Origin of the sequence: Sphingobium sp. LF-16, assembly GCF_003711185.1 — a bacterium.
Classification (GTDB): domain Bacteria; phylum Pseudomonadota; class Alphaproteobacteria; order Sphingomonadales; family Sphingomonadaceae; genus Sphingobium; species Sphingobium yanoikuyae_A.
Genome location: NZ_CP029335.1, coordinates 1,156,718 through 1,180,723 on the forward strand (window position 1 = coordinate 1,156,718; position 24,006 = coordinate 1,180,723).

24 protein-coding genes are annotated in these 24,006 nt (G+C 65.6%); 9 read left to right on the forward strand and 15 right to left on the reverse strand.

Going from position 1 to position 24,006, the window contains the following annotated elements:
- The first annotated feature begins 57 nt into the window (after positions 1 to 57).
- The 4 genes from DIZ22_RS05555 (at position 58) to DIZ22_RS05570 (ending at position 4,964) form a co-directional block, all read left to right on the forward strand.
- Positions 58 to 984: a bifunctional riboflavin kinase/FAD synthetase gene (locus DIZ22_RS05555; RefSeq protein WP_048936589.1), complete on the forward strand. Its 927-nt coding sequence runs from the start codon at positions 58 to 60 to the stop codon at positions 982 to 984.
- Positions 985 to 1,135: 151 nt separating this feature from the next.
- Positions 1,136 to 4,021 carry an isoleucine--tRNA ligase gene (gene ileS / locus DIZ22_RS05560; protein WP_048936588.1) on the forward strand — a complete coding sequence of 962 codons (2,886 nt, stop codon included), beginning with the start codon at positions 1,136 to 1,138 and terminating at the stop codon, positions 4,019 to 4,021.
- Positions 4,018 to 4,530 carry a signal peptidase II gene (lspA, locus tag DIZ22_RS05565; protein WP_004212370.1) on the forward strand — a complete coding sequence of 171 codons (513 nt, stop codon included), beginning with the start codon at positions 4,018 to 4,020 and terminating at the stop codon, positions 4,528 to 4,530. The genes ileS and lspA overlap by 4 nt, the downstream gene beginning before the upstream one ends.
- Positions 4,530 to 4,964 (forward strand): DUF3035 domain-containing protein, encoded by a 435-nt coding sequence (locus DIZ22_RS05570; protein WP_004212371.1) that lies wholly within the window; start codon positions 4,530 to 4,532, stop codon positions 4,962 to 4,964. Before lspA ends, DIZ22_RS05570 begins: the two co-directional genes overlap by 1 nt.
- Position 4,965: 1 nt before the next feature.
- Here DIZ22_RS05570 and DIZ22_RS05575 read toward each other — a convergent pair whose 3' ends face one another.
- From DIZ22_RS05575 to DIZ22_RS05625, 12 genes are all read right to left on the reverse strand, one after another.
- Complete coding sequence (locus tag DIZ22_RS05575) at positions 4,966 to 5,298, reverse strand: metalloregulator ArsR/SmtB family transcription factor (protein WP_048936587.1); 333 nt, start codon at positions 5,296 to 5,298, stop codon at positions 4,966 to 4,968.
- On the reverse strand, positions 5,285 to 5,740 hold the full coding sequence (locus DIZ22_RS05580) for an SRPBCC family protein (protein WP_048936586.1): 456 nt from the start codon (positions 5,738 to 5,740) through the stop codon (positions 5,285 to 5,287). Before DIZ22_RS05580 ends, DIZ22_RS05575 begins: the two co-directional genes overlap by 14 nt.
- 64 nt (positions 5,741 to 5,804) lie before the next feature.
- Positions 5,805 to 6,467: a DUF4403 family protein gene (locus DIZ22_RS22185; RefSeq protein WP_346427725.1), complete on the reverse strand. Its 663-nt coding sequence runs from the start codon at positions 6,465 to 6,467 to the stop codon at positions 5,805 to 5,807.
- Complete coding sequence (locus DIZ22_RS22190) at positions 6,457 to 7,215, reverse strand: DUF4403 family protein (protein ID WP_240626813.1); 759 nt, start codon at positions 7,213 to 7,215, stop codon at positions 6,457 to 6,459. Before DIZ22_RS22190 ends, DIZ22_RS22185 begins: the two co-directional genes overlap by 11 nt.
- Before the next feature lie 150 nt (positions 7,216 to 7,365).
- Positions 7,366 to 9,285: a 1-deoxy-D-xylulose-5-phosphate synthase gene (dxs, locus tag DIZ22_RS05590; RefSeq protein ID WP_048936584.1), complete on the reverse strand. Its 1,920-nt coding sequence runs from the start codon at positions 9,283 to 9,285 to the stop codon at positions 7,366 to 7,368.
- Between the two features lie 10 nt (positions 9,286 to 9,295).
- Positions 9,296 to 10,318 (reverse strand): AAA family ATPase, encoded by a 1,023-nt coding sequence (locus tag DIZ22_RS05595; RefSeq protein ID WP_048936685.1) that lies wholly within the window; start codon positions 10,316 to 10,318, stop codon positions 9,296 to 9,298.
- Complete coding sequence (gene pnuC, locus DIZ22_RS05600) at positions 10,315 to 10,884, reverse strand: nicotinamide riboside transporter PnuC (RefSeq protein ID WP_048936583.1); 570 nt, start codon at positions 10,882 to 10,884, stop codon at positions 10,315 to 10,317. Before pnuC ends, DIZ22_RS05595 begins: the two co-directional genes overlap by 4 nt.
- Positions 10,885 to 10,894: 10 nt before the next feature.
- Positions 10,895 to 11,362 (reverse strand): transcriptional repressor, encoded by a 468-nt coding sequence (locus DIZ22_RS05605; RefSeq protein WP_048936582.1) that lies wholly within the window; start codon positions 11,360 to 11,362, stop codon positions 10,895 to 10,897.
- 44 nt (positions 11,363 to 11,406) lie between these two features.
- A complete protein-coding gene (locus tag DIZ22_RS05610) occupies positions 11,407 to 11,736 on the reverse strand; it encodes a DUF423 domain-containing protein (RefSeq protein WP_048936581.1) in 330 nt (109 codons plus the stop codon).
- Positions 11,733 to 13,535 (reverse strand): cation:proton antiporter, encoded by a 1,803-nt coding sequence (locus DIZ22_RS05615; protein ID WP_048936580.1) that lies wholly within the window; start codon positions 13,533 to 13,535, stop codon positions 11,733 to 11,735. The genes DIZ22_RS05610 and DIZ22_RS05615 overlap by 4 nt, the downstream gene beginning before the upstream one ends.
- Positions 13,535 to 13,957 (reverse strand): iron-sulfur cluster assembly scaffold protein, encoded by a 423-nt coding sequence (locus DIZ22_RS05620; protein ID WP_017499237.1) that lies wholly within the window; start codon positions 13,955 to 13,957, stop codon positions 13,535 to 13,537. Before DIZ22_RS05620 ends, DIZ22_RS05615 begins: the two co-directional genes overlap by 1 nt.
- Before the next feature lie 51 nt (positions 13,958 to 14,008).
- A complete protein-coding gene (locus DIZ22_RS05625) occupies positions 14,009 to 14,905 on the reverse strand; it encodes a LysR family transcriptional regulator (RefSeq protein ID WP_122928026.1) in 897 nt (298 codons plus the stop codon).
- A 99-nt stretch (positions 14,906 to 15,004) separates the two neighbouring features.
- Here DIZ22_RS05625 and DIZ22_RS05630 point away from each other — a divergent pair, with 99 nt between their 5' ends.
- From DIZ22_RS05630 to DIZ22_RS05640, 3 genes are all read left to right on the forward strand, one after another.
- Positions 15,005 to 15,991 (forward strand): aldo/keto reductase, encoded by a 987-nt coding sequence (locus DIZ22_RS05630; protein ID WP_048936578.1) that lies wholly within the window; start codon positions 15,005 to 15,007, stop codon positions 15,989 to 15,991.
- A gap of 98 nt (positions 15,992 to 16,089) precedes the next feature.
- Positions 16,090 to 16,545, forward strand: a complete 456-nt coding sequence (locus tag DIZ22_RS05635) for a YaiI/YqxD family protein (RefSeq protein WP_048936684.1) — start codon at positions 16,090 to 16,092, stop codon at positions 16,543 to 16,545.
- Entirely contained in the window at positions 16,545 to 17,717 is a 1,173-nt protein-coding gene (locus tag DIZ22_RS05640; protein WP_048936577.1) for an NAD(P)/FAD-dependent oxidoreductase, read from the forward strand. The genes DIZ22_RS05635 and DIZ22_RS05640 overlap by 1 nt, the downstream gene beginning before the upstream one ends.
- Here the strand turns inward: DIZ22_RS05640 and DIZ22_RS05645 are convergent.
- Positions 17,714 to 19,432: an ATP-binding protein gene (locus DIZ22_RS05645; RefSeq protein WP_048936576.1), complete on the reverse strand. Its 1,719-nt coding sequence runs from the start codon at positions 19,430 to 19,432 to the stop codon at positions 17,714 to 17,716. The genes DIZ22_RS05640 and DIZ22_RS05645 overlap by 4 nt on opposite strands.
- A 170-nt stretch (positions 19,433 to 19,602) precedes the next feature.
- Positions 19,603 to 21,678 (reverse strand): PBP1A family penicillin-binding protein, encoded by a 2,076-nt coding sequence (locus DIZ22_RS05650; RefSeq protein WP_048936575.1) that lies wholly within the window; start codon positions 21,676 to 21,678, stop codon positions 19,603 to 19,605.
- 107 nt (positions 21,679 to 21,785) lie between these two features.
- On the opposite strand from DIZ22_RS05650, the gene DIZ22_RS05655 reads away from it, so the two are divergent.
- Positions 21,786 to 21,995, forward strand: a complete 210-nt coding sequence (locus DIZ22_RS05655) for a hypothetical protein (RefSeq protein WP_004212393.1) — start codon at positions 21,786 to 21,788, stop codon at positions 21,993 to 21,995.
- Here the strand turns inward: DIZ22_RS05655 and DIZ22_RS05660 are convergent.
- On the reverse strand, positions 21,992 to 23,311 hold the full coding sequence (locus tag DIZ22_RS05660) for an MFS transporter (protein ID WP_048936574.1): 1,320 nt from the start codon (positions 23,309 to 23,311) through the stop codon (positions 21,992 to 21,994). The genes DIZ22_RS05655 and DIZ22_RS05660 overlap by 4 nt on opposite strands.
- Positions 23,312 to 23,442: 131 nt before the next feature.
- On the opposite strand from DIZ22_RS05660, the gene pgsA reads away from it, so the two are divergent.
- Complete coding sequence (gene pgsA / locus DIZ22_RS05665) at positions 23,443 to 24,006, forward strand: CDP-diacylglycerol--glycerol-3-phosphate 3-phosphatidyltransferase (RefSeq protein ID WP_004212395.1); 564 nt, start codon at positions 23,443 to 23,445, stop codon at positions 24,004 to 24,006.

Sequence of the window (24,006 nt, forward strand, 5' to 3'; positions counted from 1 at the left end):
ACGGGAGGTGGTGATCGCCAATTGCCACGCCCTGTGCGTCACCCTATAGCCCCGGCCATGGAGCGGCTTACCAGCAATGCCCCGATCCCTGCGCATCTGCGCGGCGGTGTCATGGCGCTTGGCAATTTCGACGGCTTTCATGCCGGCCATCAGGCGGTGGTCGGCCGCGCGATCGCGCGTGCGCGGGCGGAGGGGCGGCCGGCGATCGTCGCCACCTTCGATCCGCATCCGATGCGCCTGTTCCAGCCCGATACGCCGCCCTTTCGCCTGACCACGCTGGACCAGCGCCAGGCGCTGTTCGCCGCCGCCGGGGCCGACGCGATGCTGGTGTTCGACTTCACCCGTGAACTCGCCGCGCTCGACCCGGCCGGCTATGTCCGTTTGCTGATGGAGCAACTGGGCGTCGCCGCTGTGGTCACGGGCGAGGATTTCACCTTCGGCAAGGGGCGCAGCGGCACCGTCGCCAGCTTCGGCGAACTGGGCCTGTCGGCCGAGGCGGTCGCGCCGGTCATGGACGCGGAAGGGGTTATCAGCTCCAGCCGCATCCGTGCCGCATTGCAGGCGGGCGATTGCGCCACTGCCACCCGCCTGCTGACGCGTCCCTTCACGATCCAGGGCTTGGTCCAGCATGGCGACAAGCTGGGCCGCACCATCGGCTTCCCGACCGCCAATATCGACCTTGGCCCCTATCTGCGCCCGGCCTTCGGCATTTATGCCGTGCGCGGGCGGCTGGCCGATGGCCGGGTGCTGGACGGCGCCGCCAATCTGGGCATCCGCCCGACCTTCGATCCGCCCAAGCTGCTGCTGGAGCCGCATTTCTTCGATTTCGCCGAAAGCCTCTATGACCAGAGCATCGAGGTGCAGTTGATCCACTATCTCCGGCCGGAGGCGAAATATGACGGCCTCGACCCGCTGATCGCGCAGATCGCACGCGACTGCGACGACGCACGGCAAATCCTTGCGGGAACGCCTTACCTCGCGTAGGGCGACGCTTCCACTTTTCCCGTTCGTGTCGAGCGAAGTCGAGACACGCGGCCGAGCGGAGCCGAGGCCCGGTTAGAGCCCTCGCTTCCCTCGGGCCGGCCCTTCGACTTCGCTCAGGGCGAACGGATTCATAAACTTGCACGGACATTCGATGACCGACCAGCCCGATTATAAAAGCACCGTCTTCCTTCCCGTCACCGACTTTCCGATGAAGGCCGGCCTCGCGCAGAAGGAACCGGCGATTGCCGCGCGCTGGGCGGCGATGGACCTTTACGGCAAGCTGCGCGAGAAGCGCGCCGGCCGCGAACGCTTCATCCTGCATGATGGCCCGCCCTACGCCAATGGCGACATCCATATGGGCCATGCGATGAACAAGGTCTTGAAGGACATCATCGTCCGCAGCCAGTCGCTGCTCGGCAAGGATGCACCTTATGTGCCCGGCTGGGACTGCCACGGCCTTCCGATCGAATGGAAGATCGAGGAGGAATATCGCAAGAAGAAGCTGAACAAGGACGAGGTGCCCGCGTCCGAGTTCCGCGCCCAGTGCCGCGCCTATGCCGACAAGTGGGTGGACGTGCAGAAGGAGCAGTTCAAGCGCCTGGGCGTGATGGGCGACTGGGCCGATCCCTATCTGACCATGAAGTTTGATGCCGAGGCGACGATCGTCGGCGAACTGCTGAAGTTCGCGGAAAGCGGTCAGCTCTATCGCGGCGCCAAGCCCGTCATGTGGTCCCCGGTCGAAAAGACCGCGCTGGCCGAGGCGGAAGTGGAATATGAGGACATCACCTCGACCCAGATCGACGTGGCGTTCGAGATCATGGAAGCGCCGAATGCGCCCGAACTGGTCGGCGCCCATGCGGTGATCTGGACGACGACGCCCTGGACGATCCCGGTCAACCAGGCTTTGGCCTATGGGCCGGAGATTGAGTACTCGATCGGCAAACTCTTTGAAGGTGAAGCAGCAGTTCTCCGCCCCGGAGAACCGATGCCGATCATTAAGGAGCGCGGTTTCTATTTGATCGCCACTCCTCTGATCGCTGCCTTTGAAGAGCGGTTCGATCGTACGTTTCATGTCCAAGGTACGATCAAGGGTTCGCAACTCGCCGGCGCCGTCGCGCGTCACCCGATGCACGCGCTGGGCGGCTTCTTCGCCAAGCCGCGTCCGTTGCTAGCGGGCGATTTCGTCACGACCGACGCGGGCACCGGCCTTGTCCATATGGCGCCCGACCATGGCGAGGATGACTTTGCGCTCTGCAAGGCGAACGGCCTGAACCCCGTCTTCGCGGTCGAGGGCGACGGCAAATATCGCGCCGACTGGCTGTGGCTGGGCGGGCAGGGGTCGGTCATCAACCCCAAATTCGTCGGCAAGGATGGCCCGATCTGTACCGACCTGCGCGAAGCGGGCGCGCTGCTCGCCGCATCGGACGATTTCAAGCACAGCTATCCGCATAGCTGGCGCTCCAAGGCGAAGATCATCTTCCGCTGCACCCCGCAATGGTTCATCCCGATGGACAAGCCACAGGAAGGCGGGATTGCCGATGTCGATGGCGGCGTGATGCCGACCCCGATCGTCACCGGCAACGGCCCGACCCTGCGCGAGATCGCGCTCGATGCGATCGAGCATACGCGCTGGGTGCCCGAGCGTTCGACCAACCGCATCCGTTCGATGGTGGAAGGCCGCCCCGACTGGGTGATCAGCCGCCAGCGCGCCTGGGGCGTGCCGATCGCGCTCTATGTCCATCGCAAGACTGGCGACTATCTTGTTGATCCGGCAGTCAATGCCCGCATCATCGAAGCGTTCAAGGGTGCCGGTGCGGATGCCTGGTTCGGCGCCGATCATCAGGCGCTGCTCGGCCCCGATTATGACCTCAATGACTATGAGGTCGTGAACGACATTCTCGACGTCTGGTTCGACAGCGGCTCGACCCACAGCTTCGTGGTCGAGGGCCGCTATGGCGAGGGCACCCGCGCCGACCTCTATATTGAAGGGTCGGACCAGCATCGCGGCTGGTTCCAGTCCTCGCTGCTGGAAAGCTGCGGCACCCGTGGCCAGGCCCCCTACAAGGCGGTGCTGACCCATGGCTTCGCGCTCGACGGTTCGGGCAAGAAGATGTCCAAGAGCCTTGGCAATGTCGTCGATCCGCTCAAGATCATGGCCGAAAGCGGTGCCGATATCCTGCGCGTCTGGGTCGCCAGCACCGACTATTTCGATGACGTCCGCATCGGCAAGGAAGTGCTGGCCGGTTCGTCCGATGCCTATCGCAAGCTGCGCAACACCTTCCGCTACATGCTCGGCGCCCTGTCCGACTATGATGAGAGCGAGGCGGTGTCCTATGCCGAGATGCCGGAGCTGGAGCGCTATATGCTCCACCGTCTGGCCCAGCTCGACGCGGAACTGCGCGCGGTGGTCGACAAGGCGGCGAAGAGCGAGAACTGGCTGGAATTCAGCCGCTACACCCGCGCGATCTTCGACTTCGCGAACAGCGACCTGTCGGCCTTCTTCTTCGACATCCGGAAGGACTGCCTCTATTGCGATGCGAAGTCGGACCCCAAGCGTCGCGCCTATCGCACCTTGCTCGATACGCTGTTCCACGCGCTGGTCCGCTATGTCGCGCCGATCATCCCCTTCACCGCTGAGGAAGTGTGGCAGAGCCGCTTCCCAAGTGACGAGGATAGCGTCCATTTCCTGGAATGGCCGGAGGTCGACCATCGCTGGATCGACAGCCATCTGAACGACAAATGGGCGGAACTGCGCGACCAGCGCGAGCAGGTCAACGAGGCGATCGAACCCTTCCGCCGCGAAAAGGTGATCCGCTCCAGCCTGGAGGCCGACGTCACCATGGGCGAATTGCTGCCCAGCGACGGTGTGAACTTCGCCGAAATCGCCATCGTCGCCCGGATCGAGATGGGCGTGGGCGACGGCATCATCGTCAAGCCCAGCGAGTGGCACAAGTGCGGCCGCTGCTGGCGCCTGCTGCCCGAGGTCGAGGAAGACGGCACGCTGTGCAACCGCTGTGACGAGGTATTGAAGGCATGAGTGCCATCAATCACCGCCCGCTGGGGCTGACGGTCGCGATCGTCACCCTCGCGCTCGACCAACTGGTCAAATATACCGTCACCTATCCGCTCGCGCTGCAGAGCCGGGCGGATGCGGGGATCGAGATATTGCCCTTCTTCCGCCTGCGCTGGCTGGAAAATCGCGGCGTCTCGATGGGTTTCTTCCATGCCGACAACGACACGATGCGCTGGATGCTGGTCGGCATGACCATGTTGATCGCCGGCTTCGTGGGTGTGTGGATGTGGCGCGAAAAGGCGCGGTCTGACGTCGCGGCGCTCGGCCTGGTGCTGGGCGGCGCGATCGGCAATATCGTCGACCGGATGCGGCTGGGCTATGTCGTCGACTATGCCGACCTGCATTTCGGCGAATGGCGGCCCTTCCTGATTTTCAACCTGGCCGACGCGGCCATCACGTTCGGCGTGCTGATCCTGCTTGCGCGGGCGCTGCTGCTGCGCGAGAAGGGCGCAAAGACGGAGACCCTGAAGTAATGCGTAAACTGATCCTCGCCGCCGGCCTTGTTGCAACCCTGTCGGCGTGCGGCGGCGGTGGTAACGGCCTGCTCAATCGTGGCCGTCCCGACGAGTTCGCTGTGACGCGCCAGGCGCCGCTGGTCGTGCCGCCTGATTTCGCGCTGGTCCCGCCCGCGCCGGGCACCCCGGCTGCTGCCACGGTCGATTCGAGCCGCGCCGCACAGGAAGCGCTGTTCGGCGGTCCGGCCCCGCGCAGCGCATCGGAAAGCGCGGCGCTGAACTCGGCCGGCCGTGGCACCGCCGCTGCCGGTATCCGCTCGCAGGCGGGTGATCCGGGCACCGAAGTGGTCGACAAGGGCGCGACCACCCGCGACATCATCGCTGCGCCGGAAGGCGACGGCCAGGACGCCCGCGCCGCCACCGGCACGCAGACGACCCCGCCGCAGCAATAATCTAGGGGGAGGGGGGCGTCTGATCGTCCCCTTCCACGAGGGCCTTGAGCCGGGCGAGCGTGCCATCCCATTGCGCGCCGACCCGGCCGAGCCAGTCCTGCGCCGCCGCAACCGCCTCCCGGCGTAGCGCGAAATGCACTTCCCGCCCTTGCTTGCGCCTGCGCACCAGCCCGGCGCCGTGCAGTACATCCAGATGCTTGGCCACCGCCTGACGGCTGATCGGCAGGCCTTCGCCCAGTTGCACGATCGACCGGCCATTGCCGTCGCCCAGCCGCGCGATGAGGCTGAGGCGCGTGGGATCACCCAGTGCCGCGAAAATCTCAGCCGGTGACATGGTCGCGGATATTCTTCACCTGTTCCGCCCAGCCGCCGTCATTGTCGCGCATGACATTGGTCCGGCGCGGTTCGGGCACCGCATCAAACCCGCTTTCTGTCACGGTCAGGCGCGTGCCGCCGTCGATCGGCTCCAGCACGAATTCCACCAGCGTCCATTCGGGCACCGGCACGCCGCTCTCCATCAGCGCCTTGTCGCCGCCGGTCGCAGGCCATTCATAGGCAAAACGGGTCATCGGCTCGATCGCCACGACCCGCGCTTCCCAGCGATATGCCTCATAGCCCGGATAGGTCATATGCCCGGTCGAGGGCTGGCCGATGGCAAAGGGCTGGTCGAGCGCGACCTGGAACCAGGTGCCGAATTGCGCATGGTCGGTCAGGGCGTCCCATACCCGCTCTACCGGCGCGGCGATGTCGATCGTCTTGATGATGCTGTCGGTCATGATAGGCAACCTCTTGATTGCCTATATGCGCCTCATGCCAGGAATATGCAACTATATGGTTGCTCTATAGTGGCCCGCCGGCGTAGCGGATCGAGGCTCGTCCGGTCGCCCGCACCGGCAGATACAGGCCCTGGCCATGGGCGCTTATCTGGCCGATTTCCGTGCTGTCCAAATTGGTGCGGATGCGGAAATGCGGGGTTTTGCGGTCGCCGATGGCGCGCCGGATCTTGCCCTTCAACTCCTCCAGATCATGGGTGAAATTCTGGCTGAGCGCGCCAGCGATGACGCTGGAAAAGGCCGGGCTGCCGGCCAGCGCGATCAGGATGTCGCCGCCAATGCCGTCGCTGGTGCCGGTCACCTGCAGATCCTCGAAATGGACCAGCGCAGAATTGGGCTGGTTGACGGGGCGGGCGGTCAGCCAGACGGTGCCATGGGTGTCTCCTACCTTGCCGCTTGCCGGACGCGCCGCGAGCGTGACGCCCACCGCAATGCGGTTGCCCGTCGTGCCATAGGCGGTCAGCTTGTCGAACCGGGCGATGATGGGGCCCAGCTTGGGCAGGTCGAACGGGCGCACGGCGCGCTTGTGCAGGGCGCGCAGGATCACCGGCTCCAGCTGCGCATAATCGGCCCGCACCGGCAGGAAGAAATGCAGCGCGTCATTGATCGGCGCACGCGCGGGCGGTGGCAGTCCGGTCGGCTGCGGATCGACCGGTCGGTCACCGACCACGGTTTCGGTCAGCGCCTCTATCCCCAGCCGGAAGCGCAGTTGGGCGCCGCTGTTGCCATAACCGTCGAACAGGAAGCGTTGCGGGGGTGATGCGCATCCATACCGGCGGATCATGGTCGTTGAGCGAAAGGCTGGTGAAGGCCGCGCGCCACAGCCGCTCGATCTTGCTGCGCAGGTCGACCTTGGCCAGTTCGCGCGGCAATTGCCGTTCGAGGTCGCGGACAACGGGCGCGATCTTGCGATCCACCTTGTCGGCGAAGGTGATGCGCTGGCCGAGGAAATCGATGCCGGGCGTCTGGGTCCAGTCATAGCTGAGCTTCAGCGTGCCGTGAGGGCGCCACTGGTCATCGATGCCGAGCTGAATCCGGGCATGGGCCATGGCGTCGCCGGTGGCCGTCTCGCCCTTCAGCAATCCGGCAACGTCGCGCGCGCTGACCTGCGCATGGATCGGGATGTCAGCGATCAGGTCGCGGCCATTGCCGCGCAGGCGGATCGGTCCGCGCGTGACTTCACCGATGATGTGGCAGTCGATCGGCGGCGTCACCTTGATCTGCTTGCCGAACAATTTGACCCGCTTGGGCTGGACGCAGCGCGTGCCTGGCCGGTCGATGCGCCACAGCTGTCGCGGCATGGCGCGTTCGATCGCCTGGGCAATCAGGGCGCGGTCGATTTCCACCGGAACGCTGATGATGGAAGATGCGCTGGTTGCCGGCACGGGATCATTGGCGCGCGGCGGCGGTTCTACCACCTGTTTCTCCGAACAGGCAGCGAGCAGCGGCAGGAGCAGCAGCCAGCGATGATGTCGACCCGGCAATGCTCTGCCCAACCGCCTTCTCCCGGACATGGTCCAGCGGAAGGCAGGCTAGGGCAGTTGGGTGAGGAGGTCCAGCGCGGACCTTCAGGCCCGTGCTTCCTCCACGCCGGCGCTGTTGTGGCGCAGCGCCGTCAGCACCGTGTCGACGATCGCATCGGCATCCAGCCGCGCATCGGCATATTGCTGTTCGGGCTTGTCCTGATCCTGGAAGATGTCGGGCAGGCGCATGGTGCGGATCTTGAGGCCATTGTCGGTTAGGCCAAGGTCGCTCGCCAGCGTGAGGACATGGGCGCCCAGACCGCCGATCGATCCTTCCTCGATCGTCACCGCCACCTCATGGGTGGTCAGCATCCGGCGGATCAGCGCCTCGTCCAGCGGCTTGGCGAAGCGCAGGTCGACGACCGAGGCCGACAGGCCCTTGGCCTCCAGCGTGTCGGCGGCCTTCATCGCTTCTTCCAGCCGGGTGCCGAGCGACAGGATCGCGACCTGGCGCCCTTCGCGCACGACGCGGCCCTTGCCGATCTCCAGCGCTTCGGGGACCTCCGGCATGGCGACGCCGGTGCCGTTGCCGCGCGGATAGCGCACCGCGATCGGCCCGCTGTCATGCACGGCGCAGGTATGGACCATGTGCGTCAGTTCCGCCTCGTCGGCCGCGGCCATCACGACGAAATTCGGCAGGCTGGCGAGATAGGTGACGTCGAAGCTGCCGGCATGGGTGGAGCCGTCGGCGCCGACCAGACCGGCGCGGTCGATGGCGAAGCGCACGGGCAGGTTCTGGATGGCGACATCATGCACCACCTGGTCATAGGCGCGCTGCAGGAAGGTCGAATAGATGGCGCAGAAGGGCCGCATCCCTTGCGCCGCGAGGCCCGCCGCGAAGGTCACGGCATGCTGTTCGGCGATGCCGACGTCGAAGGTCCGGTCAGGGAAGGCCAACTCGAACTTGTCGAGCCCTGTGCCCGACGGCATGGCGGCGGTGATCGCGCAGACGCGCGGGTCGCGCTGCGCTTCGGCGATCAGCGCCTGGGCGAAGACATTGGTGTAGCTGGGCGGACCCGGAGGGGCCTTGGCCTGGGTGCCGGTGATGACGTCGAATTTCTGCACGCCATGATATTTGTCGGCGGCCGCTTCGGCCGGGCCATAGCCCTTGCCCTTCTGGGTCACGACATGGATCAGGCACGGTCCTTCGGCCGCATCGCGGACATTCTCCAGCACCGGGATCAGATGTTCGAGATTATGGCCGTCGATCGGGCCGACATAATAGAAGCCCAGTTCCTCGAACAGAGTGCCGCCGGTCGCCATGCCGCGGGCAAACTCGTCGGTCTTCTTGGCCGCCTTGTGCAGCGGGCGGGGCAGCTTGCGCGCCAGCTTCTTGGCCATGTCGCGCAGGCCCAGAAACTCGCGGCTCGACACCAGCCGGGCGAGATAGGCGGACAGGCCACCGACCGGGGGCGCGATCGACATGTCATTGTCGTTGAGGATGACGACCAGACGGTTGCCCGCCTCGCGTGCATTGTTCATCGCCTCATAGGCCATGCCGGCCGACATGGCGCCGTCGCCGATCACGGCGATGCCCTTGCCCGGCTTGTCCTGCATCTTGTTGGCGACGGCAAAGCCGAGCGCCGCGCTGATCGAGGTCGAGCTGTGCGCCGCGCCGAACGGGTCATATTCGGATTCGGCGCGCTTGGTGAAACCGCTGAGGCCGCCGCCCTGGCGCAGGGTGCGGATGCGGTCGCGCCGGCCGGTCAATATCTTGTGCGGATAGCATTGATGGCCCACGTCCCAGACCAGCTTGTCGTTGGGCGTGTCGAACACATAATGGATGGCGGTGGTCAGTTCCACGACACCCAGGCCCGACCCGAGATGGCCGCCGGTCACGCCGACGGCGGCGATGGTTTCGGCGCGCAGTTCATCGGCCAGCTGGCGGAGCTGGTCGGGCTGCAGCTTGCGCAGGTCGGCGGGGATCTTGACGGTGTCGAGCAACGGCGTGGACGGATTGGACATGGGGAACTGCCTACTCGCTTTCCTGCGCCAAGTCGAACCCTGACGTCATGCAGGGGGGCGCCAAATCTTCAATCAGGGAAACGGCGCGGGTGAAACGGCTGTCCCAATCCCCGCCGACCGAAGCCCAGGTAACGCCGCTGTCGATCAGCACGTTCCGGCTGATATCGGCAAATCGCGCCCGCACTGGATCGTCGCCATAGATGCGCGTGCCATCGTCGATCCAGGCGACATCGGGTTCCAGCAGCAGATAGAGGTCGGCCTTCGGGTAGGTGAGCAGCGCGTCGGGCGCATGGCCGATCATCATCTCGGCCCAGGCCGCCGTCATCAGCGCGTCGGTGTCGGCGAACAGGCGACGGTTCGCCAGCCGCTGGCCGGCCGCAATCGTCGCGGACTGGGCGGCACCGATCAGCAGCAGGTCGGCCTCGTCCATATCGACACTGTGAACTTCGGCCTGGGCACGGCCATATTCGGGCACCCAGATCGTGTCGAAACGCCGGGCGAGCCGTTCGGCCAGCACTGACTTGCCGGTGCTTTCGACGCCATGCAGCACGATCGTCCGGGTGAAATGCGCGCGGACCGGCGGCGCGATCCAGCGCCAATGGCTCCAGGGATCGGCGCGCACGGCACTGGCGGACAGGCCGCCCAGTCCGTCCTGGTCCGCGCCCAGGATGCGGGCACCCAGCGGCACGAAGCGCCCGCCCACTTCCTGCGCCAGCCGCAGCCCATAGGCTTCGCCCGCGAACAGCAGGTCGATCGGCTCGGGATGGGCCTGTGCCACGATGGCGCGCCAGATCGGCCAGAAGTCGTCGGAGTCCTCAGGCGCCTGCGGCACGATGGCATCATGGCCGATGACCCGGCATCCCGGCGCCAATTCGCGCATCCATTGCAGCCGCAGCGGTCCTGGGATCGGATCGTCCGGCAACCAGCAGACCAGGATGGTGAGTTGATCCACCATCGCCCGCGCACTGTCGATCAGCATCTGGTGCCCGGCATGGGGCGGCATGAACTTGCCGAGCAGGAAGCCGCGGGTCATGCCGGCGCCTGGTCCATCGTGCGGCGCCAGGCGATCAGGCCCCATAGCGCGATGAAGAAGAAGATGGCGTAGAGGATCGACGTCGCGATCAGGCCGCGGCTCCAGAACAGGCCAGTGGCAAGGGCATCGACCGCCACCCACAGCACCCAGCTTTCCACCTTGCGCTGCGACTGCAATATCTGCGCGGCGACGCTCATGCCGGCGATCATGGCGTCGGCGAAGGGCGCGGCGGCATCGGTGAAGCGGGCCATGCCCATGCCCCAGGCCAGGCTGGCGAGCGCAGTGCCCGCGATCCAGGCGAGGCGGGCCGGAACGCTAAGGCGCGCCACCGCTATGCCGCCGTCGGCGACCTTCTCGCTATGCACCCAGTTCCACCAGCCATAGGCGTTGATCACCAGGAAGAAGATTTGCAGCAGCGCGTCGCTGTAGAGCTTCGCCTCGAAGAAGACGAAGAAATAGAGCGCGACCATGGCGATGCCGAACGGATAGTTCCACAGCGAACGGCGCGCCACCAGCGCGACATTGACCAGGCCGAGCGCCGCTGCGACCCATTCGATGATGGTCATGAACCGCCCGTCAGTGGCAGGCGCTACAGGTGCCGCGCACCTCGATCACTGGACGCGCCGGCGCGAATCCGGCCTTTTCCGCCACCGACCGCAGCGATCCGGTGATGGGATCATTGTCGATATGCGTCACCTGGCCGCAGCTGTCGCAGACCAGGAAGATACAGTCATGATGGCAACCGGGATGCGCGTTGGCGATATAGGCGTTCGCGCTTTCCACCCGCATCGCGATATTGTTCGCCACGAACAGGTCGAGGATGCGGTAGACGCTGTTGGGCGCGACCCGCTTGCCGCGCGCCTTGGACACAGTGTCGGCGATATCATAGGCCGATGCCGGCTTTTCTTCGGCCGCCAGTGCGTCGAAGATGGCGGCGCGCATCGGCGTCCACTGCTCATCCTTCGCCTCCAGCGTAGCCCGCGCCGCGTCGGCCAGCTTCTTGCCGGTGGGTTCCTGATGATGATGGTGCTGATGGTCTGCCATGGCGATTATCTAGGCGTCTCCTCCGGCGGCGGCAAGTGGCTGGGTCAGCCCCGCTGCCAGTAGTTGAAGGCGGCCCAGAACCAGCCGCCGATCATCATCGCGCCGCCGATCGGCGTCACTGCGCCCAGCCAGCGCGGGCACCCCAGCGCCATGGCATAGAGGCTGACGGCAAAGATCGCCGCGCCGATCAGCAGCAACAGGGCGCCGCCGCGCGTGATGCCCATGATCGTCAGGACCGCGACGGCATGGATCAACTGATAGAGGCCGCCGGTGCGCAGCCACTCCGCCGCCTGCGGGCTGGCGGCGCCATGGGCGCCAAAGGCACCGGCAGCAATAGCGAGCGCTGCCGACAGGGCGGCCAGAATGGCGATCATGCTTCTTCTCCATCTCCGCGCGCGCGCAGGCGCATGCCCCGACCGGGGCGATACATCAGATCCTTGGCCGCCAGCAAATTTCCATGCTCGATCTGCAGGGCGAGCCGCTGGCCGTCATTCTCGCGATATTGGCGCTCGACTTCCTCGACCTCTTCGGGCGGCACACCCAGCGTCTGCATCGCCTGGACGCCCATGCAGATGGCCGATTCGAACACTTCCCGCACCACGCCGGCCAGTTCGATATCCTGCATCGCCAGGATCTGGCGACGATCGAACACGCGCGCCATCAGCGCGGCCTGGGGGAAGGCCTCGGCAATGGGCTGCAAGACGCGCCCGTCCAGCGAGGGATCGTCAATGCAGAAGGCGATCAGCCGGGCTTCGTCGGCACCGGCGCGGCGGAGCAGATCGATCCGCGTGCCGTCGCCATAATAGACCTTCATGTCGAAGCGGCTCGACACCTCGATCTGGGCGGGCTTCTTGTCGATCAGCACGACGCCGAAGCCATGGCCCATCAGCATCTGGGCCACGGTCTGGCCGAACCGGCCATAGCCCACGATGATGGCGCTGCCGCGCGGCGCATCCTCCGGCCCCGGCAGGTCGTCGCGATCCTTGGGCTGGGCGAATTCGAAGCGGCGGGCAAACAGCATCAGGAAGGGCGTGGTCGCCATGGAGAAGGTGACGATCGCGCTGAACAGGCTCGCCGCCTGCGGTGCGATCAGATAGGCATTCTGCGCCTGGGCGAAGAGAACGAAGCCGAATTCACCGCCTTGGGAGAGTAGCAGGCCGGCGCTCAGCGCCTGTTGCCAGGCCATGCCGAACAGCCGGGCGAGCAGGGCGATGATCGCGGTCTTGGCGGCCACCAGCATTGCCGCCATGCCGATGACGAACAGGGGATTGGCGGCGACGGCGCGCAGGTCCAGCACCATGCCGACGGCCAGGAAGAAGAGGCCGAGCAGGATCGAACGGAACGGTTCGACGTCGGACTCGATCTCGTGGCGATAGGGCGAATCGGCCAGCATCACGCCGGCGACGAAGGCGCCAAGCGCGGTCGAGAGGTGCAGGCTGTGCATCACCGATGCGGCGGCCAGCACGGTGAACAGGCCGACCGCGACGAACAGTTCGCGCTCGCCCTGCCGACCAACCAGGTTGAGCAACGGCCGCAGGATGAAGCGGCCGGCCAGCACCAGCCCGGCGATCGCGGCGACGGTATAGCCCGCCAGCACCCATCCGGGCGGGCCGCCAGCGTCTGCCGGATTGCGGGACAGGGCGGCGACGATGGTGATCAGCGGGACGATCGAGAGATCCTGGAAGAGCAGGATCGAGAAGACCTTCTCGCCAAAGGGCGAGTTGATGCGGCCACTGGATTTGAGGCTGGGCAGCACCTGTGCGGTCGAGGAGAGGGCGAGCGGCAAGCCGAGTGCGATCGCTGCGCCCCAGGTGAAGCCGGTCGAATAGAAGATGATGGCGGTAAGGGCGAGGCCGCACAGAACGACCTGTGCCAGGCCGAGCGCAAAGATGTCGCGCTTCAGTCGCCACAGGCGCGCGGGATGGAGTTCGAGGCCGACGAGAAAGAGCAGCAGGACGATGCCGATTTCTGCAATCGCTAGCTTTGATTCCGCGCCACCGACCAGACCAAGCCCCTGCGGGCCGACGAGGGCGCCGGCGACCAGATAGCCCAGCACCGCACCCAGGCCGAAGCGGCGGAACAGCAGGACGAAGGCGACGGCGACGCCGAGCAGGATCACGCCTTCGGACAGGAGGACGTCGGTGGCCGACATGGCGGTTTCGGCGACCGGCATCAGGCGTCCGCCATCCGCGCGGCTTCGGCAATCGCTTCGAAACCAAGCCGGATCGAGGGGTGGCGCGCGGGATAGCCGCGGGCCGGCGCCAGCACTGCAAGGCCGGGCCAGAAATCCAGATCCTCGCTCTCGCCCGACAGATAGGCGGCCAGCTTGTCGCGCGCCTCTGCCAGTTCGTCAGCAGTGAGGCCGATCGCCTGCGCCGCCATCAGCGCGGCGGAGGCCTGGCCCAGGGCGCAGGCCTTCACGTCCAGGCCCATTTCGGCGAGCCTGCCGTCGGCCATGCGGACATCGGCGGTGATGCGCGAGCCGCAGGTCGGCGATCGCTTTTCCACGCTGGCCTGCGGATCGGCCAGCCGCTGGTGGTGCGGGATGCTCGCGGCGAGGCGAAGAATGTCGTTATTGTAGAGGGATGCGCTCATTGTCCCTCCATGTAGGACAGTTATGCCTGCGGGAGAAGGCGGCAAAATGGCCTAGGGGCCGCGATAGCGCAGCGCGTCGACCAAGATGCTGAACGCAGCGGCCGGCTGGCGGCGGCTGGGATAATAGAGATGATAACCGGCAAAGGGCGGGCACCAGTCCTCCAGCACCGGGATCAGCCGGCCTTCGTCGATATCCGCGCGCACCTGATCCTCCATCACGAAGGCGAGGCCGAAGCCGGCGAGGGCGGCGCGGCGGATCATCTCGATGCTGTTGAACGCCAGTTGCCCCTCCACCCGCACCCGGATTTCATGGCCGTCCTTTTCCAGTTCCCAGGCATAAAGGCCGCCGGCGCTGCGCAGGCGCAGATTGATGCAGTCATGCGCGGCCAGATCCTGGGGTGCGCGTGGCACCGGGCGGCTGGCGAAATAGGCGGGCGCGCCGACCACGATCATGCGCAGGTCCGGGCCGATGCGCACGGCGACCATATCCTTGGCGATCGCCTCGCCCAGCCGCACGCCGGCATCGAAGCGTTCCTTGACGATGTCGACAAAGCCGGAATCGATGCTCAATTCGACATGGATGTCGGGATAGCGCGGCAACAGCCGTTGCAATGCTGGCCAGACGACCGTGTTGCTGGCATGTTCGGCGGCGGTGATGCGGATGGTACCGGCCGGCCGTTCGCGCAGGTCGCCGAGCGAAGCCAGTTCGGTCGCGATGCTGTCGAGCGCCGGGCGCAGCGTGGCGGACAGGCGATCGCCGGCCTCGGTCAAGGAGACGCTGCGGGTGGTGCGGGTGAGCAGGCGCACGCCCAGGCGCGTTTCCAGCCGCCTTATGGTATGGCTGAGCGCGGACTGCGACGTGCCGAGCAGCGCGGCCGCTCGGGTGAAATTGCCGGTGTCGGCGACCATCAGGAAGGCGTTGAGGTCGACCAGCTCTTCGCGCCGCATTCATGAACTCCGGATATAAAGTCTTGCCGCTTTTATGATCTAATCCGCCGCTTGGCGACAGCCTATCTTCCGTTCGGACATCAAATCGGAGTGACCGCTATGGAAAAGCGACTTTTGGGCAAGAGCGGGCTGGAGGTTTCGGCCATTGGCCTGGGCTGCATGGGCCTCAACTTCGGCTATGGCACAGCCGTCAGCCAGGATGAAGGGATCAAGCTGATCCGCGCAGCTGTCGACTTCGGTGTCACCTTCTTCGACACCGCGGAGGTCTATGGCCCCTATACCAACGAGGAAATGGTCGGCGCCGCGCTGGCGCCGGTGCGCGACCAGGTGGTGATCGCCACCAAGTTCGGCTTCGACATCGGCGCCGGTCTTGGCGCGCTCAACAGCCGGCCGGACAATATCCGCGCGGTGGCGGACGCCTCGCTCAAGCGGCTGGGTGTCGAGGTGATCGATCTTTTCTACCAGCATCGCGTCGATCCGGCCGTGCCGATCGAGGATGTGGCGGGAGCCGTCAAGGACCTGATCGCCGAGGGCAAGGTCAGGCATTTCGGCCTGTCCGAGCCGTCGGCCGCGACGGTCCGCCGCGCCCATGCGGTGCAGCCGGTCGCCGCGCTCCAGAATGAATATTCGCTCTGGACCCGTGGCCCGGAAACCAACGGCATCCTTGAAACCTGCGAGGAACTGGGCATCGGCTTCGTGCCCTACAGCCCGCTCGGCAAGGGCTTTCTGACCGGCGCGATCGGCAAGGATACCGCACTGGCCGAGGGCGATTTCCGCAACAGCCTGCCGCGCTTTGCCGCCGAAGCGCGGGAGAAGAACCTGGCGCTGGTCGACCTGCTCAAGGGCATCGCGGCCGAGAAGGACGCGACCCCGGCACAGATCGCGATCGCCTGGCTGCTGGCGCAGAAGCCCTGGATCGTGCCGATCCCCGGCACGACCAAGCTGCACCGGCTGGAGGAAAATCTGGGCGCGGCCAAGGTCGAACTGAGTGACGCCGACCTGAGCCGGATCCGTGCGGCGGCCGATGCCATCCCGGTGGAGGGCGAGCGCTACCCGCCGCATCTGCTCGAAATCGTCGGGCGCTGACGACAGGATGGGCCGGGGCGTTTCCCCGGCCCATTGCGCGTTTGTCCCTGTCCGCCTATCGCCGCCGCGAATGGCCGGAACGAAAGGACAGCGCGGCGATGCACATATTGGTCGATGCCGACGCCTGCCCGGTGAAGGAGGAAATCTACAAGGTTGCCTTCCGCCATGGCGTGCCGGTCACCATCGTCAGCAACAGCCCGATCCGCATTCCGGCGCATGAGTTGATCGACCGCGTGGTGGTGAGCGACGGGTTCGACGCCGCCGACGACTGGATCGCCGAACGCGCCGGTGCCGATACGCTGTGCATCACCGCTGATATCCTGCTCGCCGACCGTTGCCTCAAGGCCGAGGCGGGGGTGATCGCGCCCAATGGCAAGCCCTTCACCAGCGCTTCGATCGGCAGCGCGATCGCGGTGCGGGCGATCATGGCGGACCTGCGCGCCGGCGCCGTGGGCGATCCGGTCGGCGGGCCGCCGCCTTTCTCCAAGACGGATCGATCCCGCTTCCTGTCCGCGCTGGACGAGGCCATCGTGCGCATGAAGCGGGGGCGGTGATGGGCGATTATGACGCGATAATCCTGGGCGCCGGCGCCGCGGGTATGATGTGCGCTGCCACCGCCGGCCAGCGTGGACGCCGGGTGCTGCTGGCCGACCATGCCGATGCACCGGGCAAGAAGATCCTGATCTCCGGCGGCGGACGCTGCAATTTCACCAATATCCATACCGCTGCCGACCGCTATCTGTCGGCCAATCCGCATTTCGCCAAATCAGCGCTGGGCCGCTACACGCCGCAGGATTTCCTTACCCTGATCGGCCGCTATGGCATCGCCTGGCATGAAAAGACGCTGGGGCAACTCTTCTGCGACGGATCGGCGAAGCAGGTCGTGGCGATGCTGGAAGAGGAATGCGCGGCCGGCGGCGTGACCATGGCGCTGGGCCAGCCGGTGACGGATATCAGCCATGGCGATGGCCTGTTTCGCGTCAAGCTGGGCGATCGCATCGTGTCGGCGCCGTCTTTGGTGCTGGCGACCGGTGGCCCGTCCATCCCGAAATTGGGCGCTACGGGCTTCGCCTATGAGGTCGCGCGCCAGTTCGATCTCAAGGTGGTGCAGCCCCGGCCGGCGCTGGTGCCCTTCACCTTGGGGCCGGATGACGCGCTGTTCCAGTCGCTGTCGGGCGTCTCGGCGGAGGTGGAGGTGCGCTGGAACAAGACCCGGTTCCGCGAGGCGGCGCTCTTCACCCATCGGGGCCTCTCCGGCCCGGCGATGCTGCAGATTTCCTCCTATTGGGAACATCGCACGCCGATCCACGTCAATTTCCTGCCCGATCTCGGCGTGGACTGGTTGCTGGCCGAAAAGCGCAATCGTCCGCGCACCGGCTTGCGGCGCGTGCTGGTCGAGCGCTTCCCCGAGCGCATGGCCGATGCCCTGCTCGAACGGATCGGCACGCAGGGTGACCTTGGCAATCTGCCCGACAAGACCCTGCGCCAGATTGGCGAGCGGCTGGCGGGCTGGTCCTTCATCCCGTCCGGCACCGAAGGCTATGCCAAGGCGGAGGTCACGGTCGGCGGAATCGCCACCGCTGGCCTGTCGTCGCGGACGATGGAAGCCGCCAAGGTGCCGGGCCTCTACGCCATTGGCGAGGCGGTCGATGTCACTGGCTGGCTCGGCGGCTATAATTTCCAATGGGCCTGGGCCAGCGGCTGGGCGGCCGGGCAGGCGCTCTAGGCGCGCCCTACGGTCTGGGCCTGCGCTGCTGCGATGCTGGCCTGAAGATGCTGGCGGCGGAAGGGCTTGGAAAGGCGCGGAATATCCGGCGCGATCAGGTCGACGCCTTCATAGCCGGATATGATGAGCAACGCGATTTCGGGATGGTCGACGCGCAGCCGCAGCGCCAGTTCGGCGCCGGTCATGCCGGGCATGATATGGTCGGTGACGACGATGTCGGGCCGGAAGTCGGCGGCGATCATGCTGAGCCCCAGTTCGGCATTGTCGATGTCGACCACGTCATAGCCAAGGTCGGTCAGCATTTCCCGCGTGCCATGGCGGACCAGGGCATTGTCGTCGATCAGCAGCACCTTGCCTTGCGTTGCTGCGATCTCGCCGCCATCGCCATCCGCCACGATGGCCACCGGCTTCTGCTTCTCGATTGGCAGCCAGAGCTGGACTTCCGTGCCCTGACCCACTTCACTGACGATTTCCAGCGCACCGCCCAACTGGCCGGCCAGGCCATGGGCCATCGACAGGCCAAGCCCGGTGCCATGACCGACCGGCTTGGTCGTGAAGAAGGGCTCGGTCGCGGACGCCTTGACTGCCGGGGTCATGCCAATGCCGGTGTCGGTGATACGCAAGCAGACAAATTGGCCGGGGATCAGTGGCACGGGGAGGCGGCTCTTGCACCGTTCGGCAGAAATGATGACCTGGCCGCCGTTCGGCATGGCGTCGCGCGCGTTGACCACCAGGTTGAGGATGGCCAGTTCCAGCTGATGTCGATCGGCGCGCACCGGCGGCACATCCGGCGCGGCGTCGACATGGAGAATGATCTGCGGGCCGACCGTGCTGACCAGCAAGGTCTGCATATTCTCCAGCGTCTCGGAAAGATTGACCGATGTCGGTTGCAACGGCTGGCGACGGCCAAAGGCGAGCAGCCGCTTGACCAGCGTCTGCGCGGTTTCCGCCGCCTGCATCGCGATATTGGCGGTGCGCGCTACCGCTTCGGGGGATCGGCCGCCGGCGATGATCTGGTCCAGCCCGCCGATGATCGGCGTCAGCAGATTGTTGAAGTCGTGCGCGACATGCCCGGTCAACTGGCCCAGCACGTCCATCTTCTGGATTTGCCGCAGCTTGTCCTGCGCGCTTTCCAGTTCGCTCGTGCGTTCGCGCACGCGCTGGTCCAGATGATCGTTCAGGGATTCGAGTGCGCTGAAGAGCCGGCCATTTTCGAGTGCGGTGGACGCGGCCCGCGCCAGCGCTTCGAGCAGCGAAATCTCATTGTCGGTCGGCATCGCCGGCTCGGACCAATAGGCGCCCACGGCGGCGATCGGGTCGACCCGGCCGATCGGCACCATGATCATGCTGCGGACGAAGGTCTGGCTATAGGCATCGACCGGCACCCGGACATCGTCGAATATGTCGGCGATGACCGCGGTTTCCTGGTTCAGCATCGCCCAGCCGGACACACAGGTTTCCGCCGGAAATCGTTGCCCGGCCCATAAAGGCGCCTTGGCGTCCTCGGCGATATAATGGCATTTGTCGCCGTCGCGCAGCACGACCGCGATACCGTCTGCGCCGACGGCGCGGCGGGCGAAGGCGCGCAGGACGGCGACCACCGCATCCAGGGACCGCGCGCCGGCCAGGGCTTCCATGGCCTCGGCCGCTATGGTCCAGCGGGCCGCGAGCGCCTTCTGCGTCGAATGGTCCTCTCGGCCATATGCTCCATTCATCGTATGACCTCTGAAGTGGAAGGGAATCGCACTATATCATCGATCAGACGGGCAGGGGAAATGGAGATTTGTCAGTAGGTTAAGACTAGGTATGATTACATAATATACGCAATTTTACGGCTTGTTCGTGTGGGCGCGAAGCCATGAAATGCGGGGTATCGAAATCGCCGTCATGGCTGCGGCGGTTCATTTTCCTGTGGCTGGGTCGGCGCGATCCGCGGTGGGGGCACGCCCTGCGGCGGCAGCGGCAAAGGCTGGTCGGACGGAATGCGAAGCTGGTTGCCATCGATTGTGACGGTCATTCCGCCCTGATCCATGCCGACGCCGACATTGCCGATGCCGGTTTCGACGCTGACATTGGCGATGGCGTTGACCAGATCGGGGTCTTGCTCTTCCTCGGGCACCTTCTCGACCGGCTCGTTGATGGCGCCGGCCATGAAATTGCGCCAAATACGTGCTGGCACACCGCCACCGGCCGCGCCGCCGGGCAGCGGGGCATTGTCATCATTGCCGATCCACACCGCCGTCACCAGGCCGCCGGCATAGCCGACGAAAATCGCGTCGCGACTATCCTGTGTCGTCCCGGTCTTGCCAAAGGTGCTGGTGCGCAACGCCGCGGCGCTGCCGGTGCCGCGATTGGCGGCAGAGGACAGGAGGTCGCGGATCATTTCGAGCTGGTCGTCGCTGAAATGACGCTGGCGCTTCATGAGGCGGTCGAACCAGCCCTGTTCCTCGGGCGGCAGGCCATGGGCGAGCACCGGATAGGCGCCGGCTGCCACCGACGCATAGGCCTCGGCCAGTTCCACCAGCGGGATTTCCGACGTGCCGAGCGCGAGGCTGAGATCTTCGGTCAGCGGCGCGGTAACGCCCAGATCGCGGGCAACCTTGATGACATTGTCGACGCCGACCTTCTGGGTCAGGCGCACCGCCGCCACATTGCTCGACGCGGCAAAGGCCTGACGCAACGTGATGCGGCCGCGATATTTGCCGCCATGATTGGCCGGGCGATAGGTGCCGGTGGTGATCGGCGTATCCTCGATCATGTCGTCGGGCGTCATGCCGGCGCGGAAGGCCGCGAGATAGACGAACAGCTTGAAGGTGGAGCCGGGCTGGCGCTTGGCCTGCACGGCGCGGTTGAAGCTGCTCTTCTCGTAATTCTTGCCGCCGATCATGGCGACGACGCTGCCGTCGGGCTTCATCGCCACCAGCGCCACCTGTGCCCCGCCCAGCGGCGCGCGCCGGATCGCGGCTTCGGCGAGGCGCTGGATGCGCCAGTCGAGCGTCGTTTTCACCTCCTGCGCGCCATAGACGGCGCCGGCCCGGTCGCGCGCTTCCGGCAGCACCCAGTCGGCAAAATAGGTGCCGCTGGTGGCATCCGGGGACTCGCGGACATCCAGGCGGGCCGGGGCGAGCTGATCGCGCTGGGCCTTGCTGATATAGCCGGCCTCGACCATCGCTTGCGTCACCAGCGCGGCGCGGGCACGTGCGCCCTTCAGATTGCTGGTCGGCGCGAGACGCGATGGCGCCTTCAACAGGCCGGCCAGCATCGCGGCCTGGGATATGGTCAGCCGTTCGGGCTGACGATCGAAATAATGGAGCGAGGCGGCGCGCAGGCCATAGACATTGTCGCCGAAATAGACGTTCGAGAGGTAGCGTTCGAGGATCTGGTCCTTGGTCAGCCAGGCCTCCAGCCAGAAGGCGATCAGCGCTTCGCGCGCCTTGCGGCCCATGGTCCGGTCGCTGGACAGGAATACGCCCTTGGCCAGCTGCTGGGTGATGGTGCTGCCGCCCTGCGACGATCCGTCTGACCAGATATTGTGCCACATGGCGCGGGCGATGCCGCGCGGATCGACACCCCAATGGTCATAGAAGCGGCGATCCTCGATCGCCATGAAGGCCTGGGGCACATGGGCGGGCAGCTTGGCCACCTCCACCGGCTTGTCGATGATGGCGCCGCGCCGCGCGACCAGATGGCCGTCAGCCGACATCAGGCTGATGCTGGGCGGGGCAATGGGCTGGAGCGAACGCGACATCGGCGCCGTCACCGCCAGCCAGGCGATGATCAGCATCAACAGGGCCAGCCCTGCCGCCACGATCCAGCCGAAAATCTGCAGCCGCCGCTTCCACGGGGTGGGCGGGGTAAAGGCGCTGGGCGGGCCGGCGCCGAACGGGCGCGCTTCGTCAGCGGCCGGGGCAGGCGTGCCGGTAGGGGCGGGATTGGGCATTTCGGTCATCGGCACAGCCATGCTGTATTATGTTGTTGATACGGTCAAGTCTGTCCCGCGACGGGACATCCCGGATTTTACGAAATTTGCCATGGAACTAATGGTAAATATCGCGTTAACCAATCCTTATGAGAAACCGAGTCCTCGTCCTCACCAACGAAGCCGCCCGTCACCCCTTTCGGCAGCGGCTACCCCGTCACATCTTCCAGCTGACGGACGATGCGTCGTCGCAGGCGCGTCGGCGCCGTGATGTTGCCGTCTCCGACGATAATGACTGGAAGCTGTTCGTGCTGAGCTTTTCGGCCTTCTTCACGGCTTTCTACAGCTTCATCTTCTAAAGCTCGCCGCCGCAGGTCGGGCCGTCACAGGCCTTGTGCAGCCGCCAGGCCAGCCAGGCGCAGGGCAGGCACATCGCCGCCACCAGCAGCAGCTGATAGACCACCTCCAGGCCGGCCAGGGTCAGGCCGATCGCGATCAGCGATCCGACCACCATGGCGCCGGAATTGACGATATTATTGGCCGCCACGGTGCGCGCCGCCTCGCACTTCTCGACCGTGGTCGTGAGGAAGGCGTAGAGCGGCACCACGAACATGCCGCCAAAGGTCGCCACGCCGAGCAGGCAGAGCGACAGCGGGATCGCCATCGGATGGGCGAGGAAGCCGGCGAGCGGCAGCATCTGGCCACCGGGTGCCGGCGTCCACAGGTCGCACACCACATGGAAGGCGATGATGCAGCAGCCCATGCCGATCACCGACGCGGGGGCATATTTGGCCGAGACATGGCCGGCGAGCAGCCGGTTGATCGCGATCGATCCGATCGCGATGCCGATCGAGAAGATCGCCAGGAACAGGCTGGCAACCGACTTGTCGGCGGTCAGGACATTCTTCACCAGCGGCGGGAACTGGATGAACAGCACCGATCCCACGGCCCAGAAGAAGCTGATCGACATGATCGCCAGATAGAGGCGCGGAATGTGCATCGTGCCCCGTACCAGCGCGACCGAGGATCGGATGACGTGGAAGTCGATCGGCTGCTTGGCGAGCAGCGACGGGGCGGGCGGCACGGCCCGGCTGGCAAAATAGCCGATGAAGGCGGTCACCACCACGCCGATGGCCGCGGCCTCGATCGGGATGATGCCGGCCAGGATGGTGCCGGCCAGGATCGCGATATAGGTGCCGGCTTCCACCAGCCCGGTGCCGCCCAGGACCTCGTCATCATGCAGATGCTGGGGCAGGATCGCATATTTGATCGGGCCGAAGAAGGTGGAGTGGATACCCATCGCGAACAGGGCGGCGAGCAGCAGCGGGATCGCCAGGATATGGACGGCGATGCCGCTCCAGATCAGCGCCAGGCCGGTCGCGCCGACCGTCATGATGACGATTTCGGCTGCCTTCACCCAGCGGATGATGACGGCCTTGTCGCGCTGGTCGGCCAATTGGCCCGACAGGGCGGACAGCAGGAAGAAGGGGATGATGAAGATGCCGGTGGCCAGCGCACTGAACCAGGTTTCGGACCGCTCGTCATTATAGACCTGATACACCACGAACAGCACCATGGCGTTCTTGAACAGGTTATCGTTGAAGGCGCCGAGAAGCTGGGTGATGAAAAGCGGCAGAAAACGGCGCTTTTTGAGGAGCCTGAGTGAGGCTTGCATGAGTGCGTTTGGCTTTTCGCTGTGGACGACCGGGGGGCGGTCTAGCCGCTGCAGGCGGGCCTGTCCAATTTCCTGTTCACTTCTTGCTGCCTTCGCTTGTGCCCGATGCGGGACTGTGGCAGGTCGCCCTGATGCTGACGCTGCCCAATTTGCTGACGCTTTCGCGCATCATCACCGTGCCCTTGCTGGTGGCCCTGTTGTGGCCCGGCGAGATGGGCGCGCGCTGGACCACGGGCTATGGCCTTGCCTTCGGTCTCTACTGCCTGATGGGCATCACCGACTATTTCGACGGCTACCTCGCCCGTGCGCAGGGCGCCGTGTCCAAGCTGGGCGTGTTCCTTGATCCGATCGCGGACAAGATCATGGTCGGCGCGGTCATCCTGATGCTCGCCGCGACGCGCGACATTGCCGGCATCCATATCGCAGCCGCGATGATCATCCTGCTGCGCGAGATCGCCGTGTCGGGGCTGCGGGAATTTCTGGCCGGCCTTCAGGTGTCTGTCCCGGTGTCGCGCCTGGCCAAGTGGAAGACCACGTTCCAGTTGATCGCGCTGGGCGCCCTGATCCTGGCCGGTGCCGTGCCGCAATTCCCCTTCGTGCAGAGCGTTGGCATACTGACCCTGTGGGCCGCGGCCATCCTGACGCTGATTACCGGCTGGGATTATCTGCGCGTCGGCATCAAGCATATGGACTGA

What these genes read in the sequence shown, in the direction of transcription:
- DIZ22_RS05555 (WP_048936589.1), top strand. Translation starts at nt 58, where the DNA reads ATGGAGCGGCTTACCAGCAATGCCCCGATCCCTGCGCATCTGCGCGGC.
- ileS (WP_048936588.1), top strand. Translation starts at nt 1,136, where the DNA reads ATGACCGACCAGCCCGATTATAAAAGCACCGTCTTCCTTCCCGTCACC.
- lspA (WP_004212370.1), top strand. Translation starts at nt 4,018, where the DNA reads ATGAGTGCCATCAATCACCGCCCGCTGGGGCTGACGGTCGCGATCGTC.
- DIZ22_RS05570 (WP_004212371.1), top strand. Translation starts at nt 4,530, where the DNA reads ATGCGTAAACTGATCCTCGCCGCCGGCCTTGTTGCAACCCTGTCGGCG.
- DIZ22_RS05575 (WP_048936587.1), bottom strand. Translation starts at nt 5,298, where the DNA reads ATGTCACCGGCTGAGATTTTCGCGGCACTGGGTGATCCCACGCGCCTC.
- DIZ22_RS05580 (WP_048936586.1), bottom strand. Translation starts at nt 5,740, where the DNA reads ATGACCGACAGCATCATCAAGACGATCGACATCGCCGCGCCGGTAGAG.
- dxs (WP_048936584.1), bottom strand. Translation starts at nt 9,285, where the DNA reads ATGTCCAATCCGTCCACGCCGTTGCTCGACACCGTCAAGATCCCCGCC.
- DIZ22_RS05595 (WP_048936685.1), bottom strand. Translation starts at nt 10,318, where the DNA reads ATGACCCGCGGCTTCCTGCTCGGCAAGTTCATGCCGCCCCATGCCGGG.
- pnuC (WP_048936583.1), bottom strand. Translation starts at nt 10,884, where the DNA reads ATGACCATCATCGAATGGGTCGCAGCGGCGCTCGGCCTGGTCAATGTC.
- DIZ22_RS05605 (WP_048936582.1), bottom strand. Translation starts at nt 11,362, where the DNA reads ATGGCAGACCATCAGCACCATCATCATCAGGAACCCACCGGCAAGAAG.
- DIZ22_RS05610 (WP_048936581.1), bottom strand. Translation starts at nt 11,736, where the DNA reads ATGATCGCCATTCTGGCCGCCCTGTCGGCAGCGCTCGCTATTGCTGCC.
- DIZ22_RS05615 (WP_048936580.1), bottom strand. Translation starts at nt 13,535, where the DNA reads ATGCCGGTCGCCGAAACCGCCATGTCGGCCACCGACGTCCTCCTGTCC.
- DIZ22_RS05620 (WP_017499237.1), bottom strand. Translation starts at nt 13,957, where the DNA reads ATGAGCGCATCCCTCTACAATAACGACATTCTTCGCCTCGCCGCGAGC.
- DIZ22_RS05625 (WP_122928026.1), bottom strand. Translation starts at nt 14,905, where the DNA reads ATGCGGCGCGAAGAGCTGGTCGACCTCAACGCCTTCCTGATGGTCGCC.
- DIZ22_RS05630 (WP_048936578.1), top strand. Translation starts at nt 15,005, where the DNA reads ATGGAAAAGCGACTTTTGGGCAAGAGCGGGCTGGAGGTTTCGGCCATT.
- DIZ22_RS05635 (WP_048936684.1), top strand. Translation starts at nt 16,090, where the DNA reads ATGCACATATTGGTCGATGCCGACGCCTGCCCGGTGAAGGAGGAAATC.
- DIZ22_RS05640 (WP_048936577.1), top strand. Translation starts at nt 16,545, where the DNA reads ATGGGCGATTATGACGCGATAATCCTGGGCGCCGGCGCCGCGGGTATG.
- DIZ22_RS05645 (WP_048936576.1), bottom strand. Translation starts at nt 19,432, where the DNA reads ATGAATGGAGCATATGGCCGAGAGGACCATTCGACGCAGAAGGCGCTC.
- DIZ22_RS05650 (WP_048936575.1), bottom strand. Translation starts at nt 21,678, where the DNA reads ATGGCTGTGCCGATGACCGAAATGCCCAATCCCGCCCCTACCGGCACG.
- DIZ22_RS05655 (WP_004212393.1), top strand. Translation starts at nt 21,786, where the DNA reads ATGAGAAACCGAGTCCTCGTCCTCACCAACGAAGCCGCCCGTCACCCC.
- DIZ22_RS05660 (WP_048936574.1), bottom strand. Translation starts at nt 23,311, where the DNA reads ATGCAAGCCTCACTCAGGCTCCTCAAAAAGCGCCGTTTTCTGCCGCTT.
- pgsA (WP_004212395.1), top strand. Translation starts at nt 23,443, where the DNA reads ATGCTGACGCTGCCCAATTTGCTGACGCTTTCGCGCATCATCACCGTG.